At 65.7% G+C, this 18538-nt stretch carries 20 protein-coding genes; 11 read left to right on the top strand and 9 right to left on the bottom strand.

What is annotated here, in order from left to right; translation table 11 throughout:
* Nucleotides 1-33 precede the first annotated feature (33 nt).
* Nucleotides 34-1272 (bottom strand): serine hydrolase domain-containing protein, encoded by a 1239-nt coding sequence (locus tag IV454_RS28555; protein ID WP_206088905.1) that lies wholly within the window; start codon nt 1270-1272, stop codon nt 34-36.
* A gap of 87 nt (nt 1273-1359) precedes the next feature.
* On the opposite strand from IV454_RS28555, the gene IV454_RS28560 reads away from it, so the two are divergent.
* Both IV454_RS28560 and IV454_RS28565 read left to right on the top strand, forming a co-directional pair.
* Nucleotides 1360-2019 (top strand): response regulator, encoded by a 660-nt coding sequence (locus IV454_RS28560; protein ID WP_206088906.1) that lies wholly within the window; start codon nt 1360-1362, stop codon nt 2017-2019.
* Nucleotides 2013-3377 carry a sensor histidine kinase gene (locus tag IV454_RS28565; protein WP_206088907.1) on the top strand — a complete coding sequence of 455 codons (1365 nt, stop codon included), beginning with the start codon at nt 2013-2015 and terminating at the stop codon, nt 3375-3377. Before IV454_RS28560 ends, IV454_RS28565 begins: the two co-directional genes overlap by 7 nt.
* Before the next feature lie 40 nt (nt 3378-3417).
* On the opposite strand, the gene IV454_RS28570 is transcribed toward IV454_RS28565, so the two are convergent.
* The 3 genes from IV454_RS28570 to IV454_RS28580 form a co-directional block, all read right to left on the bottom strand.
* The gene (locus IV454_RS28570) at nt 3418-4113 is read right to left on the bottom strand and encodes a hypothetical protein (protein ID WP_206088908.1); all 696 of its coding nucleotides are present in this window, start codon (nt 4111-4113) and stop codon (nt 3418-3420) included.
* Between the two features lie 74 nt (nt 4114-4187).
* Nucleotides 4188-5126, bottom strand: a complete 939-nt coding sequence (locus tag IV454_RS28575; RefSeq protein WP_206088909.1) for a LysR family transcriptional regulator — start codon at nt 5124-5126, stop codon at nt 4188-4190.
* Nucleotides 5127-5207: 81 nt separating this feature from the next.
* Nucleotides 5208-6002: a MipA/OmpV family protein gene (locus IV454_RS28580; RefSeq protein WP_206088910.1), complete on the bottom strand. Its 795-nt coding sequence runs from the start codon at nt 6000-6002 to the stop codon at nt 5208-5210.
* A gap of 310 nt (nt 6003-6312) precedes the next feature.
* Between IV454_RS28580 and IV454_RS28585 the strand changes: the two genes are divergently transcribed.
* The 7 genes from IV454_RS28585 to IV454_RS28615 all read left to right on the top strand — a co-directional run bounded on the left by IV454_RS28585 (nt 6313) and on the right by IV454_RS28615 (nt 13881).
* A complete protein-coding gene (locus IV454_RS28585; protein WP_206088911.1) occupies nt 6313-7611 on the top strand; it encodes an NAD(P)/FAD-dependent oxidoreductase in 1299 nt (432 codons plus the stop codon).
* A gap of 93 nt (nt 7612-7704) precedes the next feature.
* On the top strand, nt 7705-9183 hold the full coding sequence (locus IV454_RS28590; RefSeq protein WP_206088912.1) for a DUF4832 domain-containing protein: 1479 nt from the start codon (nt 7705-7707) through the stop codon (nt 9181-9183).
* Nucleotides 9184-9250: 67 nt separating this feature from the next.
* On the top strand, nt 9251-9850 hold the full coding sequence (locus IV454_RS28595) for a DUF2799 domain-containing protein (RefSeq protein WP_206088913.1): 600 nt from the start codon (nt 9251-9253) through the stop codon (nt 9848-9850).
* Nucleotides 9851-10018: 168 nt separating this feature from the next.
* A complete protein-coding gene (locus tag IV454_RS28600; protein WP_206088914.1) occupies nt 10019-10441 on the top strand; it encodes a DUF2141 domain-containing protein in 423 nt (140 codons plus the stop codon).
* A 13-nt stretch (nt 10442-10454) separates the two neighbouring features.
* On the top strand, nt 10455-11951 hold the full coding sequence (locus IV454_RS28605) for a carotenoid oxygenase family protein (protein WP_206088915.1): 1497 nt from the start codon (nt 10455-10457) through the stop codon (nt 11949-11951).
* Nucleotides 11951-13117 (top strand): sensor histidine kinase, encoded by a 1167-nt coding sequence (locus IV454_RS28610; protein WP_206088916.1) that lies wholly within the window; start codon nt 11951-11953, stop codon nt 13115-13117. Before IV454_RS28605 ends, IV454_RS28610 begins: the two co-directional genes overlap by 1 nt.
* Nucleotides 13045-13881 (top strand): LytR/AlgR family response regulator transcription factor, encoded by an 837-nt coding sequence (locus IV454_RS28615; protein ID WP_229521902.1) that lies wholly within the window; start codon nt 13045-13047, stop codon nt 13879-13881. The genes IV454_RS28610 and IV454_RS28615 overlap by 73 nt, the downstream gene beginning before the upstream one ends.
* A gap of 12 nt (nt 13882-13893) precedes the next feature.
* Here IV454_RS28615 and IV454_RS28620 read toward each other — a convergent pair whose 3' ends face one another.
* Complete coding sequence (locus IV454_RS28620; RefSeq protein ID WP_206088917.1) at nt 13894-14271, bottom strand: carboxymuconolactone decarboxylase family protein; 378 nt, start codon at nt 14269-14271, stop codon at nt 13894-13896.
* A 108-nt stretch (nt 14272-14379) separates the two neighbouring features.
* On the opposite strand from IV454_RS28620, the gene IV454_RS28625 reads away from it, so the two are divergent.
* Complete coding sequence (locus IV454_RS28625; RefSeq protein ID WP_206088918.1) at nt 14380-15000, top strand: LysE family translocator; 621 nt, start codon at nt 14380-14382, stop codon at nt 14998-15000.
* 71 nt (nt 15001-15071) lie between these two features.
* Here IV454_RS28625 and IV454_RS28630 read toward each other — a convergent pair whose 3' ends face one another.
* The 4 genes from IV454_RS28630 to IV454_RS28645 all read right to left on the bottom strand — a co-directional run bounded on the left by IV454_RS28630 (nt 15072) and on the right by IV454_RS28645 (nt 17584).
* Nucleotides 15072-15266, bottom strand: a complete 195-nt coding sequence (locus IV454_RS28630; RefSeq protein WP_206088919.1) for a DUF3606 domain-containing protein — start codon at nt 15264-15266, stop codon at nt 15072-15074.
* Nucleotides 15267-15329: 63 nt separating this feature from the next.
* Complete coding sequence (locus IV454_RS28635; protein WP_206088920.1) at nt 15330-17033, bottom strand: heparinase II/III domain-containing protein; 1704 nt, start codon at nt 17031-17033, stop codon at nt 15330-15332.
* Between the two features lie 33 nt (nt 17034-17066).
* On the bottom strand, nt 17067-17276 hold the full coding sequence (locus tag IV454_RS28640; protein WP_206088921.1) for a hypothetical protein: 210 nt from the start codon (nt 17274-17276) through the stop codon (nt 17067-17069).
* Nucleotides 17277-17320: 44 nt separating this feature from the next.
* A complete protein-coding gene (locus IV454_RS28645) occupies nt 17321-17584 on the bottom strand; it encodes a hypothetical protein (RefSeq protein ID WP_206088922.1) in 264 nt (87 codons plus the stop codon).
* Nucleotides 17585-17751: 167 nt separating this feature from the next.
* Between IV454_RS28645 and IV454_RS28650 the strand changes: the two genes are divergently transcribed.
* Nucleotides 17752-18537, top strand: a complete 786-nt coding sequence (locus IV454_RS28650; RefSeq protein WP_206088923.1) for a hypothetical protein — start codon at nt 17752-17754, stop codon at nt 18535-18537.
* Nucleotide 18538: the final 1 nt, after the last annotated feature.

The raw sequence follows: 18538 nt of genomic DNA on the forward strand, positions 1-18538 counted from the left end.
CTGCGCGCCCCTTTCCCTCAGCTTTTCAGGCAGCTACAGGCCCGCGTCCTTGAGCGCCGTCTCGATCCGCTGCAACACCTGCAGCTGATACGAGGCGTCGCCCGATGGATTGTTTTCGTCCAGCTTGTTCATCATCACCGTGTAACTGATGCCCGACGGAAGCTGGCGCAGCACGGTTGCCACGCCGGGATCGGCGCCACTGAATCCCCCATTGTTTTTCGCGCCAGCCAGCGGCATGCCATCCGGAATGCGGTAGTGGGCCGCGAACAAGGTCATCGCCTTCGCCGTGGTGACTGTCGCACCGGCCGCGACCCAATTTTCGATCCGGACCGCGCCGTCGAACGCCAGCACGGTGGCGCCGGGCACGAAGACGCTGGGCGCCGTCACCGTCGTGATGTAATCCGGCCCGCGCGGATGACGATTGACCAGCAGCGAGCGCATGCCTTCGAAGTCGGTCTTCGGAATCCCGATCGGCCCCATGATGTTCTTCTGGACGTACTGTACGTAGCCCAACCCGGATGCCTTTTCGATGATCTGTCCAAGTAACAGATAGCCAAAATTCGCATAGGCGGTTTTGGTACCGGGCGCGAAATCGAGTGGCCGCCGCAGGACAAAGCGGATGATATCGTCCTGCTGCGGCGGCGCCGACAAGCCGAGCGCTTGCTGGATCTCGTACTCGGACACCATCGGGTCGCCGCTGATATCGGCATCCCAGCCACCTTGATGTTCCAGCAGCTGCGCGATGGTGATTGCGCCTATCCTGACATCGGGCGCGGCCGGCTGCAACTCGGGCGCCAGCCAGCACGGTGCGTTAAGCCCGGTACAAAACACATGGTCGGTGAGGGCCAGTTTGCGCTCGCGCGCCAGTGTCTGGATCGATGCGGCGGTGACCGGCTTGACGATGCTGGCGGTGATGAACATGGCATCGGCCGGCAGGGGAACCTGGCGCGCGCTGTCGCGATGGCCATAGCCTCGCTCAGCGAGCATGACGCCATCCTTGGCCACCGCCACCGTGGCCGCGGTGATCCCGTTGGCGGCCATGAAGGGCGTCATAACCGCGTCGATTTTGCCATTCAGGTCGCCGCTGCAAGCGAGCAGCTCGGCCACCGATGCGCCGGGATGCTGCGCGACGCAACCGAGCGATTTGCCGGCATTCGCCGCCACGTCACGGCCACCGCCGCCGCTGCCGCCGCCACATCCGGCCAGCAAGGCGATGAAGGCGGCGCCGGAAACGGACAGCGTTGCGCCGGGTAGATACGATAACAATTTCATGCGACTCCCTGGTCAGATCAAGTAAGGCGCCATTATCGCAAGACCAATCTTTTCCAAATCTTAAGACCGGCACATCTATAATGCGCGATGCACATACTGATCATTGAAGACGATCTCGACCTCGGTCGAGCCCTGCAGAAAGCACTCAAGCTCGAAGGCTTCAGCAGCGAGTGGCTGCGCCGGGCCGCCGACGCGCCGCGCTCGTTCGAAGGCCTGCACTACGCCTGCATCCTGCTTGACCTGTCGCTGCCGGACGGCGACGGGCAAGCGCTGCTGACCCGCTGGCGCCGCGAGGGGGTGGCCATCCCCATCATTATCATGACGGCGCGCGCCGCACTGGAAGAGCGCATCGCGGGGCTCGACGGCGGTGCTGACGATTTCATCGTCAAGCCTTTCGCCACCGTGGAACTGGCCTCGCGCATGCGCGCCGTGCTGCGCCGCTATGCTCAGCAGTCCAGGCAAGTGTGGACCATCGGCGACCTGGAGCTGGAGCCGAAGTCCCATCTGGCGCGGCTGGCCGGCAGTCCCGTCGATTTGTCGCCCCGCGAATTTCAGCTGATGCTGGAACTGGCGCGCGAACCGGGCGTGGTGGTATCGAAGAGCGTGCTGTCCGAGCGCCTCGAACCGCTCGGCGAGCCGGTCAACTTTGGTGCGATCGACGTCCATATTTTTAACTTGCGCGGCAAGATAGGCGGCCATCGGATTCGCACCGTGCGCGGGGTTGGCTATATGCTGGTCCGATGCTGAATTTTCTGCGCCCCACCTTGGTCAGGCGCGTCGTTCTGGCCCTGACGATGGCGTTTTTTATCGCCTGGATGTTGTTGTTGGCGGTGATGTACATCGGCGCGACCGATCCGGCCGTCGAGGACAAGGGCATCGGGGATGTGGGACGGGGACTGGTCGCAGCGCTGGCGCGGCTCGACGATGCGGGACAAGCGCGCGCCGTCGCCGCGGCCACGTCGGAGCAGATCGACCTGCTCTACCGCGCCAACCAGATTCCCGCGCTGATGCTGATCCAGCTGAACGATCAGGATGGAAGGCGCCTGTATTCATCTCCCGCGGCCGGCACCGCACTGCTGGCCGGCGACACAAGCGCGATGACCACGGCGCTTGTGAATGGCAGGTCGTTCCGGGTATTCAAGGGCACGGCCAGGCGCTGGCAGGTCGCGGTGGCGGGGTCGCGGGTTGACGACAAATTCTTGCTGCTCTCGCTCGGGCACGACCTGGTCGTTTACCTGCTGATTGCCTTTCCCTGCTTTCTGCTGCCGGTCTGGATCGCCGTCTCGCGCGGCATGCGCCCGCTGAAACAAATGAGCAAACGGATCGCCGCGCGCGGCATCGACGACATGTCGCCCACCGGCGTCGATCCGAAGTATGCCGAGCTGACGCCTCTGGCCGGGGCGCTGGAGCGCCTGCTTGCGCAACTGCGCGAGAAAATCGCCCGCGAACATGGCTTCGTCCAGGATGCGGCGCATGAACTGCGCACGCCGATGGCGGTCATTTCGGCCCAAGCCCACGTACTGGCCATCGAGCCCGAAGCGGAGGATCGCTACGAGGCGCAGCGCCATCTCGATCATGCGATTGCCCGCGCCTCGCACCTGATTGCGCAGTTGCTGCAACTGGCGCGGGTGGACAGCACACGCACGGGCGACACGAGTACCATCGACGTCGCCCATCTGGTGCGCGACGAACTGGCGCGCGCGGCGCCGGCGGCGATGGACAATGGCATCGAACTGGCGTTGGAAGCGCCCGAGCGTTTGCCGTTCGCACTGGAGGTGCACGCGTTTCAATCGATCCTCAACAACCTGCTCGATAACGCGCTGCGCCATGCGCGTGCCGGCACCAATATCGTGGTCGAACTGGATCAGGAAAACGGCTATCTGACGCTCGCCGTTGCCGACGACGGTCCGGGGATTGCGGAGCAGGACCGGGCGCATGTGTTCGAGCGCTTTTACCGCGCCAGGTCGCAGGACGCGAGCGGCTCGGGCCTCGGGCTGGCAATCGTCAAACAGGCTGCCTTGCGGATGAACGGCACGGTGACCTTGGCGCCAGGTCCAGGCGGGCGCGGTTGCCGTTTCGTGGTTCGGATCGCGGCACCGCGCTGACGATCCTGCGGCAACCGGGGCCGGCGCGTGCGCGCCTCATTTATTGCAACAATAAATCTTCGGGCCGTGCCTGCGAGATGGCGTTTTGCAGGGCCGACACCGAGGCGCGAATATCCCGGCCGGTGTAGATCGGCGCGCACTTGTCGGCATATGAGAGGATCTCGGATGGGTCGTCGCCCAGCGCTGCGGCGAGAAGCAGCGCCATGGGAATGGCATGCGGCACGTGTGGCATCAGGACGGCCCCCCCGCGAAAACCTTCAAGAAGAAAATCGGCCAGTGCACGATAGCTGTTCAGGCGCTCGAAGAGCGGTACCACGTAGCGCTCGTGGGTGTCGACGATGAACCGCACGGCGGCATCGACCCTTTCCTGGGGATGAACCAGCGCCGGATCGACGGCGCCCTTCTGCTTTGGCGTCAAGCTTGCGTAAGCGCTATCGTAGATATCGTATTTCCGCGGTACTACCCCTGTCTGGGCAAACCCGCCTCCGGCCACATCGGCGATGCCTGTACCGGTCAATTTCTTACTCAAGGCATCGAGTTTGTCGAACCTCACCCAATATGAACCAGAAACCGACACGAACCCGCCACGGCCATCGAAGTCGACCATGAAGTCCTGGGACGCCGGTCCGGCATGACGCAGGAAAGAATGGTTCTTCTTTCGGTACTTATAGCCCTTCTCGACCATGATGGGAACAAGCTGGTCGAGTACCGCTTGAGATGGTCCTGCTTTTGCCATGTGGAGACAACCCTTTTTTTGCGTGAACGTGGACAGACGGGATGCCATCGTACAGCAGCGAGGATGCGGCCGGGCTAACTGGCGCTGCGCTGGTAAAACCCTTCCAGCTCGCTGCGCACCAGCTCCTGCCCATGTTCGATCACGAAATCCTGGAACGCGGCGGCCACCTTGGGGATCGGCTGGCCGGCCAGGTGCATCACCTGCCAGTCGGCGTCGACCGGATTGCCCTTGAGCGGGAGCATGCGCAGCAAGCCCGATTTGAATTCGAGCGCGCAGGCGTGCACCGACAAAAAGCCGACCCCCAGGCCGGCCGACACCATGCGCTTGATCGCCTCATTGGACGACACTTCGGACCCGAAATTGAGCGCGTGCCCGCCCTCCTTGAACAGCCGTTCGACGGCGGTGCGCGTGCCCGACCCGCGCTCGCGCACCAGCAGGTTGGCGCCCACCACATCGGCCAGGGTCAGCTTCCTCTTTTTCATCAAAGGATGGTCGGCGGCGGCCACGAAGCCCATCGGATGGCGCGCGAAGCGGGCCGCGTTGGTGCGCAGTTCGCGCGGCGGCGTGCCCATGATGGCCACGTCGATCTCTTGGCGCGCCAGCATGTTGACGATTTCAACCCGGTTGCCCACCTGGAGTTTCAGGCGCACGTCGGGCCGCTCCAGGGTGAACGGCACCAGCAGCGGCGGCAGCAAATGCTCGGCCGTGGTGACCGCGCCGATGCGCAGGGTGCCGCTGGTGACGCCCTGCAGCGCCGACAGCTCGTCGCCGGCATGCTCCCACAGGCGCAGGATGCGTTCGGCGAAATCGACCAGCACTTCGCCGGCGGCGGTCAGCTGGATACCGCGCCCGTCCTTGCGCACCAGCGCCACGCCGGTAATGCTTTCCAAGGTGCGCAGTTGCAGCGATACCGCCGGCTGCGTCACATGCATGGCCTCCGCCGCCTTCGACACGCTCTCGTGGCGGGCCACGAGCACCAGCGACTGGAGCTGGCGAAAGCTGGCGTGATACATAAGCTATTCCCTATCGATTGGTGGATGACGCGATCAAACTGCAACGGCCACGCCATGATAGACCAGTCGGCGCAACCTGGTTCAGAATGCGTAATTGACCGTCACCGCCAGCACCGGCGCCGTCTTGCGCTTGACGATCGGGCTGTCCGCGGCGTCGCCCACGACGCCAACCACGCCCGCCATGGTGTTGACCGACCATTCCTTGTTCAGCTTATGGTTCCAGTTGGCGCCCGCGCTCACGCGCGAGAAGCCGGCCTTGGTGTCATAGCGCTTGTAGCCGGAGCTCAGGCTCTGGGCCGCGGTCACGCCGTAAAACGCCTGCATGTTCTTTTTGTCGCTGTAGGTGGCCGACATGTACACGCCCACCTGATCGGCTTCGCTCTTGATCAGGGCCCTCTGCACGCCCAGCTCATAACTGTTGCCGCGCTCGCGGTTCGTCAGCGCCATCATGGCGCGCAGGCCCACGCCGAAGCCGCTATCGAACTCGTACCCGACACCGAACACGCCCAGCGCCGACGATTTGATGTCGCCCATGCCCGCGAGCGCGTCCGATCCTTGCGAGAAGCGGTGATCGCGGTCGCTGCGCCGGCCGGCGAAGCCGAGCGCGCCGCTCAGGGAGACCGGTCCGACCTTGGTCTTGTAGCCGATGCCGCTCACCGTGCTGGCGAAAAAGCCGCTGGCGTGCTGGTAGTCCGCCACCACGATGGGCAGCGCCCGCACCTTGTCGCTGCCGGAATACTCGGGCAGGACGGCCGCGCCCAGGCCTACGGTCATGGTCGATTCGCCCGGTTTGGCGGCAATGCCCATGTCGGCGGCGTGAAGGGCGGGAGCAAGTGTGCTCAGCAAGAAGATGGCGGCGTGGCGAAAACGTAACATGACGGTGTCCTTGAAGTAGTGGTGGGCGGCGTTTGCTTGAGATATTGAAACGACGGGCCGGAGTGTCGCAATGTTTTCAAAGCAGCACCACGGAATCCTCCGGCGTACCGGACGACGGTCTCAAACGTAGCGCCAGGAGATACTTTCAGCCCCTGTCCCTGATACCGCCCGTGCCGCCGGCGCATGCATACGTATAAGGAACGCCTTATGAATATCGGCAAATGTCTGATTTTTCTTTTGTTGCGTGCGCCTCTATATTGACATCCGGTCAACGCCCTTTCACATCGCGACACCTACAGGAGGAGACACCATGGAAACCATCGTCATCGTCGGCGGCGGCGCCGGAGGACTGGAACTGGCCACCCGGCTCGGTAACAGCGCCGGCAAGGCAGGCCGCGCAAGAGTCGTTCTGGTCGACCGCTGGCCCACCCATTTCTGGAAGCCCCTGCTGCACACGGTCGCCTCGGGCAAGCACGATCCCCAGGTGATGGCAATCGACTATGCAGCGCAGGCGTCCGAACACGGCTTCGAGTTCGCACGCGGCGAAGTGCTTTGTGTGGACCGTGAAGCGCGGCGCGTGTCGCTGGCGCCGTGGATCGCCGACGACGGCGCCGAAGTACTGCCAGCGCGTTCGGTCGGCTACGACAAGCTGGTGCTGGCGCTCGGGTCGGTCACCAATTTTTTCGGCGTGCCCGGCGCCGAGCAGCACGTGCTGACCCTGGACGACGTGGTGCAGGCCGAAACGTTCCGCCAGCGCTTCGTGGACGGCTGCATTCAGGCCAGCGCGCGCCAGGCCGCCGGCGGCCAGCACAATCCCGGCATCGACATCGTGATCGTCGGCGGCGGCGCCACCGGCGTGGAGCTGGCGGCCGAATTGAGCCATAGCGCGCGCACCCTGGCCAAATACAATGTGCACGCGCTCGACCCGGTGCGCCATGTGCGCATCCGCATCCTGGAGCGCGGTTCGCTGCTGCTGCCACACCTGCATCCACGCCAGTCCAAACGCGCCGCGCGCCACCTGCGCGCGCTCGGCATCAAGGTGCTGACCGACACCGCCGTGGCGCGCGTCGATGCCGGCGCGGTGCTCGATACGGAGGGCTGCATCTATCCCTCGGCCATCACCCTGTGGGCTGCGGGGGTGGAAGCGCCGCCGCTGTGCGCTACCCTGGGCTTGACCACCAACGCCCTGCGCCAGATCGCGGTGGCGCCCTCGCTGCAGGCGCTCGACGATCCGGACGTGTACGCGATCGGCGACTGCGCCAATTTCGTGTGCCCGGTCATGGGCAAGGTACCGCCGCGCGCGCAGGCCGCGCACCAGCAGGCCATGTACCTGGCGCAGGTGCTGGGGCAGGCGTCGCCCCTCAAGGGGCCGTTTGCCTACCGCGATTACGGCTCGCTGGTGTCGCTCGGCCCACTGGCGGCGGTCGGAGTGCTCACGCGCACGGCGGGCGGACGCAAATACGCCGTAGGCGGCCCGCTGGCCAGGGTGCTGTATGCGCTGATGTACCGCAAGCACCAGATGGCACTGCACGGGGTGGTGAGGATGTCGGCGCAGACGGTGGCGGACTGGATCCGCAAAAAGCTGTCGCCGGCGGTCAAGCTGCATTAGGGCGCGCGTGGCGATTGCGGGCCTGCGTCGCCTGGGTTTATAGTCAGGCCTGGTGTTCAAGATCATTGACATGCACGGACCAAGGAGATCGCCATGCCGCATCTGCCACCCCTCGGCCTGCCCGCGCGCAGGCGCCTCGCCGGCGCGCTCTGCGCCCTCTTCGCTACCGCTACAGCCCACGCGGGCGGCTGGGAGACCGTTTCGGCGTCGCGCACCTACAACACCATTCCGGTGGATAGCGACGATACCGTCAACCCCCTGCGCGGCTACCACCGCTGGCAAAACCAGGAACTGGTGCCGCAGGCGGCGCCCGCCCTCGACGCCTTCCGCCGCTACCACTGGCGCGACCTGGAAAGCGTGCAAGGCCAGTACACCTTCGGCGCGATCCTGGCCGATCTGAAAGCGGCGCGCGACCAGGGCCGCAAATACGCCTTCCGCCTGCGCATGATGGCCGGCTATGACGACGGCCAGCTGTACGCCCCGGCCTACCTGGCCGGCAACGCATCCTGCCTGCACGGCTGCGGCTTCTGGGCCGATTCCGGCGCCGCTTCCGGTAAGACCTGGGTCCCCGACTGGAACGATCCTTTCGTGCTGGCGCGTTCGCGCGCGCTGCTGCAAGCGCTGGCGCAAGCGATCGCCGCCTCCGGCAACGGCGCCAGCATCGCCTGGATCGATGTCGGCTTGTACGGCCAGTACGGCGAATGGGCGATGCGCAAGAGCGTCTACGCCAACCGTCCGGCCGGCATCGAGGAAGCCGGCACGGACACCCGGCGCGCGATCGCGCAGATGCATTTCGAGGCCTTCCCCGACCAGCAATTCGTCATGTTCATCCCGTACGCGAACCGCGACGCGCTGCACTACGCCCTGCTGGAACAGGCCATCACCAGCAAACCGGTGGGCCTGCGCGCCGATTGCCTGGCCCAGGCGGGCTACTTCAGGCAGTGGACCGACCACCCGGACGACTGGCGCCAGTTCGCCGACCAATGGCGCAAGGCGCCCTTCGTCGCCGAATTCTGCCCGTTCGACAGCGGCCAGGCCGGCCCGGCGACGGCGCGCGCCCAGGCCAGCGAATTTCACATCTCTTCGGTGGGCAACGCCAATTTCGCCCTGCCCAAGCCGGATAATCAGCGCTGGCTCTCGCTCAGCGAGCCGGAACGGCACGACATGCTAATGCTGGGCCGCGAAGCGGGCTACCGCTATGGCGTCGACAGCACCTGGGTGAGCCTCACGGCCGATGGCCAGCTGACCCTCGCGGCCACCTTCCGCAACAGCGGCAACGCGCCCACTTACGAGCCGTGGAAGGTCAGACTGGAGATCGTCGACGCCGGCGGCGTGGCACGCTGGTCGGCTAGCGTGCCGGTGGACTTGAACAGCCTGGCGGGCGGCGCCGTCACCACGTCGGTGCAGTCGAGCTGGCGGGTGCCGGCGCTGGCGGCCGGCAGCTATGGCCTGCGCCTGGTCGCGCGCGACACCAGCTCGGCCGATGGCCAGCAGCGCCGCCCGCTGGCATGGGTGTCGGGTGAACGCGACGCCGACGGCGGCCTGACCTTGCTCAACTTGCGCAGCCGATAAAATGTGGCGGCCCCATGGTAGCATCGGTTTCGGGCGACAACTTGCGAGGGCAATGATGAAAAAGAACATGATTGGGCCATTGGCCGCACTGCTGGCGGGGGCGCTGCTGTCGGGCTGCGACACGATGACGCCGGACGAGTGCAGATCCGCGAACTGGAACGATATCGGCCTGCGCGACGGCAGCGCCGGAAAACCCATGTACCTGCTTGAAGAACGCGCCAAGGCGTGCTCCAAGGCCGGCACCACGGTCGATTCGGCCAGCTACATCGCCGGCCGGGAACGGGGCTTGCGCAGCTTTTGCCGGCTGGAGAATGCCGCCCCGCTCGGCCTGAACGGCACCGCCTACGCGGGAGTCTGTCCGGCGCCGATCGACTTCGAGTTCCGCCGCCGCCATCAAGCCGGATTCGCCGTGTACACCTTGCGCAGCGAGATCAGCGGGCTCGATAACCGTAGCGAGCGTTTGCAACGCAAGCTGCGCGAAGCCGACAATGACGAATCGAAGCAACTGGCGGCCACCGACAAGGACGATGAGCGCAAGCGCATTCGCCGCGAGTTCGATGAGCGCCGCCGCAATCTGCGCAACGAATTGCGCGATATCGACCGCTCGGTGCAAAGCGCCCGCGACGCCCTGCGCTCGGCCGAATACACGCTCGACACCCTGCGCTGAGCATCGCTCCACGCGCCGCCGGGCCCGCAATCCGGCCGGCGCGCCGCAGTTCGCGCCGCCCCGCTGCATTTGGCGCCGTTTTCCCGCATCTCGTCGCATGTCCCCCTGGCCCCGGTTGCTTGTCGATAAAGTCACCTCATCGACACCACAAACCAACCGGAGAACACCATGCACCACCTGCTCGCCATCGCCTTCTGCAGCGCCGCCCTGCTGACAGCCTCCCTGGCCGGCGCCGCCGACCTCACCATCCGCATCGACGACGTGCGCAGCGACGACGGCACGGTCATGCTGGCCCTGTACAACTCGGCCGGCGGCTTCCTCAAGCACGCCATGGGCAGCGCCGACGCAAAAGCCGCCAAGGGCAGCACCACCATCGTCGTCAAGGATCTGCCGGCCGGCCCCTACGCCTTCGCCATCTACCACGATGCCAACGGCAATGGCAAAATGGATGCCAATATGATGGGCATGCCGACCGAGGACTACGCATTCAGTAACAACGCCCTCGGTAAAATGGGGCCGCCCAAATTCGACGACGCCATGTTCACCCTTCCAGCGACTGGCCTGAACGCCACCGTCAGCCTGAAACACTAAGCCGGAGACCGCCATGCAACGCCGTACCTTCCTCACTTGCGCCGCCAGCCTGGCCGCCCTCGGCCTCGTTCCCGGCAGCGCCATGGCCGATGCCGCCACCTTCGGCCGCTTCCACGCGGCGCTCGAACGCGATCCCACCCTGGCGGTGTACGCCAACACGGTCGGCCAGCAGGCCGGCGCGGCGCGCATCACGGGGCGCATCCCGTCGGACCTGAACGGCGTCTTCTTCCGCAACGGACCCGGACGTTTTGAACTGGGCGGCGAACGCCATCACCACTGGTTCGACGGCGACGGTTTCGCCCAGCGCTGGCAGGTCGGCGGCGGAAAAGTAAGCCACATCGGCAAATTCGTCGACACCGAACGCTACACCGAAGAAAACGCCGCCGGCCAGTTCCTCTACCCGTCCTTCGGCACGTACGTCGGCCGGCGCGGCGTCAAGACCAACGACACCATGAACGCGGCCAATACCAACCTGCTGCCCTTCAACGGCCGCCTGTACGCCCTGTGGGAAGGCGGCTCGGCCACCGAGGTCGATGCGCGGACCCTGGCCACGGTCGGCATCAAGACCTGGAACGAGGACATGAAATCGATGCCGTTTTCGGCCCACCCCAAGATCGAGCCAAACGGCGGCATGTGGAATTTCGGCGTCCTGCCCGGGGGCGACAGCCTGGCCCTGTACCGCATCGGCGCCGATGGCCAGGTGCAGAGGACGGCCATGGTCAAGGTGACCCAACTGGGCATGGTGCACGACTTCGCGGTCAGCGAGAAGCACCTGATCTTCCTCATTCCGCCGTATGACGTGATCAAGGCCGACGACCAGAGCTTCGCCGAACAGCACCACTGGGCCGGCAGCGGCGCCAATGCGCGGCCGTTGCGGGTGGTGGTGGTGTCCAAGGAGAGCATGGAAATCCGCCAGGTTTTCGAGCTGCCGCCGCATATGGTTTTCCACTTCGGCAATGCCTTCGACGACGGCGCCACCACCCGCTTCGACGTGGTGCTGCACGAGGGCGATGCGCTGGCCCAGGTCGGCCGCGTGATGCGCGGCGAGCGCCAGAAAAATTCGTCCGCGCGCGGCTTCGCGGCCCAGGTCACGCTCGATTACGCGAGCGGCCAGGCCACCACCGCGCGCCTGTTCGGCGCCAGCGAATTCCCGCGCGTGATGCCGCAGGTGGTATCGCGGCGCCACCGCCAGCTTGCGCTATTGAGCAGTTCGTCCCGCAATGCCGATATCTTCCTCGACACCGTCAACCTGGTCGCCACCGACACCGGCAAGGCCGACAGCTACCGCTTCGATACGGGCTGGCAGGTGGAAGAACACGTGCTGGTCCCGCGCGCCAACGCCCGCTCGGAAACCGACGGCTACCTGGTCGGCGTGGCGCAGGACACCAAACGCGGGCACACCGTGATGACGGTCTTCGACGCCGCCCATGTCAAGGCCGGCCCGCTGGCGCTGGCGCGCCTGCCCTACCGCGCGCCGCACTGCTTCCACGGTAATTTTCTGGCGGCTTGATGAACGCGATTCCACCACCGTCGCACACCTCGTCGCACCCGCTCGACATGATCCCGCTGTTCCGGCGCTGGCGCGGTTCGGCGTGGCGCGACGTGCTCTATACCGGTATCTGGAACCTGCTGATCGCCCTGTTCCTGGCGGCGGCGAACATGCTGTTCAGCGGCGACAGCCGCGGCTTCCCCGCTTTTTTCGGGCCGACCCTGGTGATCTCGAACGTGATCGGCTACCTGATTCACGCGGTTTTGAGCGGCGGCGACTGGCTGCTGCGCGGCTGGCCGTCGCGCCTCACCGGACTGCCGCGCATGCTGTACTTCCTCACCACGGTCTCGCTGTGCGTGGTGGCGGGCCTCCTCCTTGGGAACGCGCTGCTCAGGGGCGTCAATCCGATGCGCTACCTGAGCGGCGCAGCGAGCCTGGCGCCGCTGCTGCCGTTTGCCCTGTTCGCGGCCCTGATCATGGCCATCGTGCTGGTCAGCGGCGAGCGCCGCATCGCCACCGAGACCCTGGCCGCGCGCCAGGGCGAGCAGATCGCCAGCGCCGCCCAGCAGCTGGCCGAAGCCCGCCTGCGCGCGCTGCAAGCCCAGATCGAGCCGCATTTTTTGTACAACACCTTGGCCAATGTGGTGGGCCTGATCGACACCGATCCCGCCCAGGCGCGTCACATGCTGGAACGCTTCATCGACTACCTGCGCGCCAGCCTGGCCGCCAGCCGCGCCGACCAGGCCACCCTGGGCGCGGAACTCGACCTGGTGGCCGCCTACCTCGACGTGCTGGCGGTGCGCATGGGCGCGCGCCTGTCGTACCGCATCGAAGCCGACGGCTGCCGCGACATCGCCATGCCGCCCATGCTGCTGCAGCCGGTCGTTGAAAACGCCGTCTCGCACGGGCTCGAACCGAAGGTCGAGGGCGGCCAGATCGTCATCCGCGCGGCCTTCCGCGACGCTCAGCTGTGCATCGAAGTGAGCGACACCGGCGCGGGACTGGGCAATGCCCCACCCAAACCGGGCGGCGGGGTCGGGCTGTCCAACCTGCGTTCGCGCCTGCGCAGTGTTTATGGTCCCGGAGCTCAGGTACAATTGCTCGAAAATGAACCGTGCGGGATTACCGTGCGACTGCTGCTGCCCTTGAAAGACACACTGCCATCGACCATCCACGCGCCCTCCTAGCGGACGACGAACCGCACCTGCTCGACTACCTGCAAACGCAGCTGGCCGCCGCGTGGCCGCAGCTGCGCATCGTCGGCAAGGCCGGCAATGGCATCGAAGCGCTACGCCTGATCGACGAACTGGCGCCGGACGTGGTCTTCCTCGATATCCAGATGCCCGGCCTGAACGGCCTCGCGCTGGCCGAGCGCCTGGCGACGGACGGCAAGGCGCCGCACATCGTCTTCGTCACCGCCCACCACGAGTACGCGGTCGACGCTTTCGAGCATGCGGCGCTCGACTACCTGCTCAAGCCGACCACGCCGGAACGGCTGGCCAAGACGGTCGCCAAGCTCCAGCTGGCGCTGCGCGCGGCGGCGAGCGCGCCGGCGGTGCCACCCGAGGCCCTGCGCGCGCTGCTGCAGCAGCTGGCCGCGCCGCTGCCCGCCGCGCCGGCGGCCGCGCCGCTGCAATGGATACGCGCCGCCCATGGCGACGAGACGCGCCTGATCGCCATCGATGAAGTGATTTACTTCCAGAGCAACGACAAATACACCAGCGTGTTCTTGCAGGAAGGCGAATGCCTGATCCGCACGCCGCTCAGCAAACTGCGCGAGCAGCTCGACGAGGCGCGTTTCTGGCAGATTCACCGCAGCGTGATCGTCGCCGCCAAGTCGGTGGCCGGCACCCACACCGATTTTCGCGGCCGCCTCGTGGTCAAGCTCAAGGAGCGGCGCGAGCAGCTGACCGTCAGCCGCAATTACGCCGAGCAGTTCAAGCAGATGTAGGGCTGCGATGGCTCAGCGAGCACGCTCGGCGAAGACTTCCCTGGCCGCGAACAGGCCGTTGAGCGCCGCCGGAAAGCCGGCGTACAGGGCCATCTGCATCATCACTTCCACGATCTCTTCGCGGGTGCAGCCGACATTGAGCGCGCCGTGGAGATGCACGCGCAGCTGCGGCGCCGCCGTGCCGAGCGCGCACAGGGCGGCGATCGTGGCGATCTCGCGCGAGCGCAAATCCAGCCCCGGACGCGAATAGATATCGCCAAAGCCGAATTCAATCAGCAGCCGGCCGAAATCGGGCGCAATGCCGGCCAGGCTGGCGATCACTCTTTCGCCCTGTTCGCCATCGATTTCCTTCAGCTTGGCCCAGCCGCGCGTGTAACGGTCTTGCTCCATCGTGTTCTCCTTTGGGGTGGTTGATGGAGCCACTGTAGGGCCGCGCGGCACGGCGGTCCAATACCGTTTCCGTGATACCTTTTGGGTATTGTTTATCTGGAAAATCCCATGGACGCCGCTACCCTGACCCTGTTTGTTCCCGCCTGCTTTGCGCTGAATATGGCGCCCGGCCCCAACAACCTGCTCTCGCTGAGCAACGCGACGCGCTACGGCTTTGGCCGCTCATGCGCCGCGGGATTGGGCAGGCTGGTGGCATTCGCGGGCATGCTGTGCCTCGCCTCCGCCGGCCTGGCGGTCATCCTGCACACGTCCGAACTGCTGTTTTACGCAATCAAAATCGTCGGCGCGGCCTATCTGTTTTACCTGGCTGTACAACTGTGGCGTGCGCCGGCGACAACGCAGGAAGCCGCGCCGCCCCCAGCGGCCGGATTGTTCGCCCTTGCGCGCCAGGAGTTCCTGGTCGCCGCCGGCAACCCCAAGGCAATCCTGATCTTCACCGCCTTCCTGCCGCAGTTCGTCAGCCCCGCCGAAGCAACCGCACCGCAGTTCGCCGTGCTGGGCATCCTGTTCCTGACGCTCGAACTGGTGGCGATTGCCGCCTACGCATACATGGGCGTGCATCTGCGCCGCTGGTTTGCCCGGCCGCGCGGGCAGCGGCTTTTCAACCGTGGCTGCGCCGTGCTGCTGGCGGGGGCCGGGGCTGGTCTGCTGGCGGCGCGGCGCGCCTGAGTCAATGCCGCGCGCCGCTTGCCGGAACGCTGCGCTGACATCGAGGATGCAGCGCTGCCCGAACCGGCCGTTCAGTCGGTGCCGACGACCGGTATGCCCAAAAATCTCTGCAAGTCCACCACGCGCGGGCCGACCTGTTCGATCGCTTCGGCCAGGCGTGCGCGGGTAACGCCGAACTGCGCGGCCCAATAGGCCAGCTCCGCCTCCACATTGACGTTGATGCGGTCGTAGTCCTGCGGATTCGGTTCGAGGGGATTGTCGGACATGGTGTGCTCCGGTGCGGCGCGGCATGCGCCCAAGCCCCGCAGCTTGTCATGGCTGCGCTGCGGTCAGTACAAGCGCAGCGGCTGGCCGTCGATCGTGACGACCGGCGCGGCCGGGGTACCGCCCAGGACCGCAACGTTGCCTTTGCAACCGATGTCGAGCAGCACGATGAATTCGGCGCTGGAGGTCAGCGCCAGGCTCTTGAACGCGGCGTGGAACTGTTTCGGCCCGACTGCAATCGGCGGCGCAGGGAAGGTCTCGAAGTTGGAGCCGGTCAGGGAGAGCAGGCACAGCTTGCTGCGATCGCCCGTGATCCGCACCTTCCCGTTGCCGTCGATGAGCATCTCTTTGAGCGAATGCATATTCCATTCGAAGATGCGCGGCACGGGCGAACTGAGCTTGTCGCGCACGACCACCACGTTTTTCTCGCGCAGGTACCACACCTGGCGCACAGCGACGCTCAGCGCGCCCTTGTAGGCGGCGGTGGCGGTACCGGTCACGGTGTCGAGCGTGGGCGAGGTGCCGAAGTTGGAAATGGCGCCATTCCAGCCGAGCGACGCCACTTCGTCGCCGATGCCCAGTTCCTGGCCGATCCCGCCGTCGTAGGTGATCGCATTATGCGCCCGGGTCTGGCGATACCAGGCTTTGGCCTGCTCCGAACCATAGTAGTCCGCCTTGCCCGCCTCCACCAGCAACTGCCCGCCGCCGCTGTTGATCACCAGGCTGTTCTGGTCGGCATGGCCATGGTTGTACGATCCGTAAGGGCTCGACTTGAAATACACCGAGGCCAGCTTATCCGCCGGGTCCGTGATCTTGCTGTGCATGGCGACCCAGCCGATGCTCGGATATTGCGCGGCATCGGCCGGCGCGGCCGGTGTGACCCCAGCGCCCTCGATGACCGGTGCGTGCAAGCCGAACAGCGCATTTTCCTTGCCGGCCAGGCTATTTGCATACCACAGGGACACTGGCGACTGCACGCTCTTGCCGTAGGAAATCGAGCGCTGGGTGACCGGCACGACATCATGTTCGTCGCCGAACACATGGGTTGGCGAACCTGGCTGGTCGAAGTGGGCCATGAACTGGGCGAATTTGATGGCCCACGGCTTGCGGAACAGGTTCACGCCGGTGGCGGCGGCGATGGGCTGCCACAGCTGGCCGTAAATCTCTTCGGAATATTCGGCATACGCGGTGCCGTTGGCGAAACCGCCATCGTCGCCGCCCCATGGCGAGAGCGAGTTGGCGTAGCCGCGCAAGCTGAAATCGAACCAAGTCCCGGCATCGGGGACGCGGTCCAGCCCCAAGGTGGCGATGGTGGCGAGCATGCCATAGTTGGTGCCGCCGTGCGAGTCGAAGGGGTACTGGTCGATCTTGCCGTTGCTGCCCAAAATGCTGTCGTAGATGGCTTTGCCGCGCCGCTGCACCGCATCGAGCCAGACCTTGCGGTATTTTTCCTCGACGGCCGGCCCGAGCAGGTCGATCGCCTTGATCAGCGACAGCGCAATGACGCGCGTGGCCTGGTCCTGTTCCCGGTAACTGGTGGGGCCGTCGGGATGGAGGGCGGCCAGCTGGTTGCCGCGCCGGATGGCTTCTTGCAGGTTGAGGTCGATGATGTCGGGCTTGTCGGTGGCGTGCAGGCGCCACAGCAGTGCCGCCGATTCCAGCTGGCGGGCCAGCGGCGTGATGGTATTGCGGATAACGCCGGCCTGGGCGATGTACGCTTTCGTGTCCACGTTGATGGAACGCAGCGGCCAGTTCGCGTCCGCCGGCACGGGCAGGTTTGTCGTGTTCCTTGTCACTTCCTCTTACAGCCGGACGCGCAGCTTCATGCGCTCTTCCGACAGCTGGGCGTTGGGATTGGCGAGCAGCTCGGGCGGCAGGGAGCGCACCGCGCCGCGTGCGCTGATGAATTTCTTGAGGTCGGTTTCGGAAGGCACAACGAACGGCAACGATCGGCTCGCGTCGATCCTGAACTTGCGCGCATCGGTCCATTCCGTGTGTTCAAGGGCGCGCACGCGCCAGGTGTAGCTGCCCGGGGCGAAGGTTTTTCCGGCAGCAGTCAGTTGCGGCTGACCTGGAAGCGCTGCGTCGCACCGTCCGGCCCCGTGACTTCCACCTCGTAGCCGGAGGCGGGTTGACTGTTGATCGTTTTCTGCGACCAGGCAAACCCCGGCGGATTCTGGCCCTGGACCTGGTCGCCTGCCGGCGCCGGCCGTACCACCGACAAGGCGGTGCTGGCAGCCCAGTCGGCATGCGCGGGGGCGCCGATGAGACCCGCGCAGAACAGCAGGCAGGGCAAAGGACGTACGGAAAATAAGGACATGCATCACTCCATCCAACAGATAAACCGGCAACATTGCGCATGCATCTAATTGCAAAAATAGTCATGTTGAATATTTATTAATTAAAACAGCTCCTCTAGAACCATTGCACGCTTCGCCGGCGCGCACTCGGTTAAGATACTGCTCACCTCATGCAACGACGATAACCATGCCTCGCCCACGCTCGCTACTACTCTGTCTTCTCGCGCTGCTGATGCTGCGGGTCGACAGCAGCGCCAGCGGCCGGCCGCCCGTCCATCCGACACTGGCCGCCCTGCCCGCCGAGCTGGTCTGGGCGTGGGAACGGCCGGAAGACTTGCGCTGGCTGCCCGCCGGGGTTGGCGTGGCCTATGTCGCCTCGACCGTGCTGCTGCGGGGCGAGCAGGCGCTGGCCTACCGGCGCGCGGCGCCGCTGCTGCTGGCGCCCGGCGCGGCGCGGGTGCCGGTGCTGCACGTGGATATGTCGTGGCGCCAGCCGCCGGCGCTGAGCGAGACCCAGAGCCGGCGCGTCGCCGACGAACTGCTGCGCCTGGCCGGACGCGCCAACCGCCAGGTGGTGCAGCTCGACTTCGAGGTGCGCCGCTCGCAGCGCCCCTTCCTGGCACGCACCATCGGCGCCATCCGGGCCCGCCTCGACCCCGCCATCGCGCTGTCAGTCACGGCGCTGGCCTCGTGGTGCCTGGACGATTACTGGCTGCACGATACGGCCGCCGACGAAGTGGTGCCGATGGCCTTTCGCATGGGCGGCGAGCAGCACGCCCTGCGCGCCCGCTTGCTGCAACAGCGCGGTTTTACGCGCGCGCGCTGCGGCGCGGCCATCGGCTTTTCCACCGACGAACCCATGATCGCGGTCAGTGAAGCCCGCCACTATTATTTTTCGCCGCAAGCCTGGAGCGCCGCCCGCTGGCAAGCAGTGCGCAGCGCCCCCCGTTCATCCATTCCAACGAGACCATAAA

It is taken from the genome of Massilia antarctica, from assembly GCF_015689335.1.
GTDB lineage: Bacteria > Pseudomonadota > Gammaproteobacteria > Burkholderiales > Burkholderiaceae_D > Telluria_A > Telluria_A antarctica.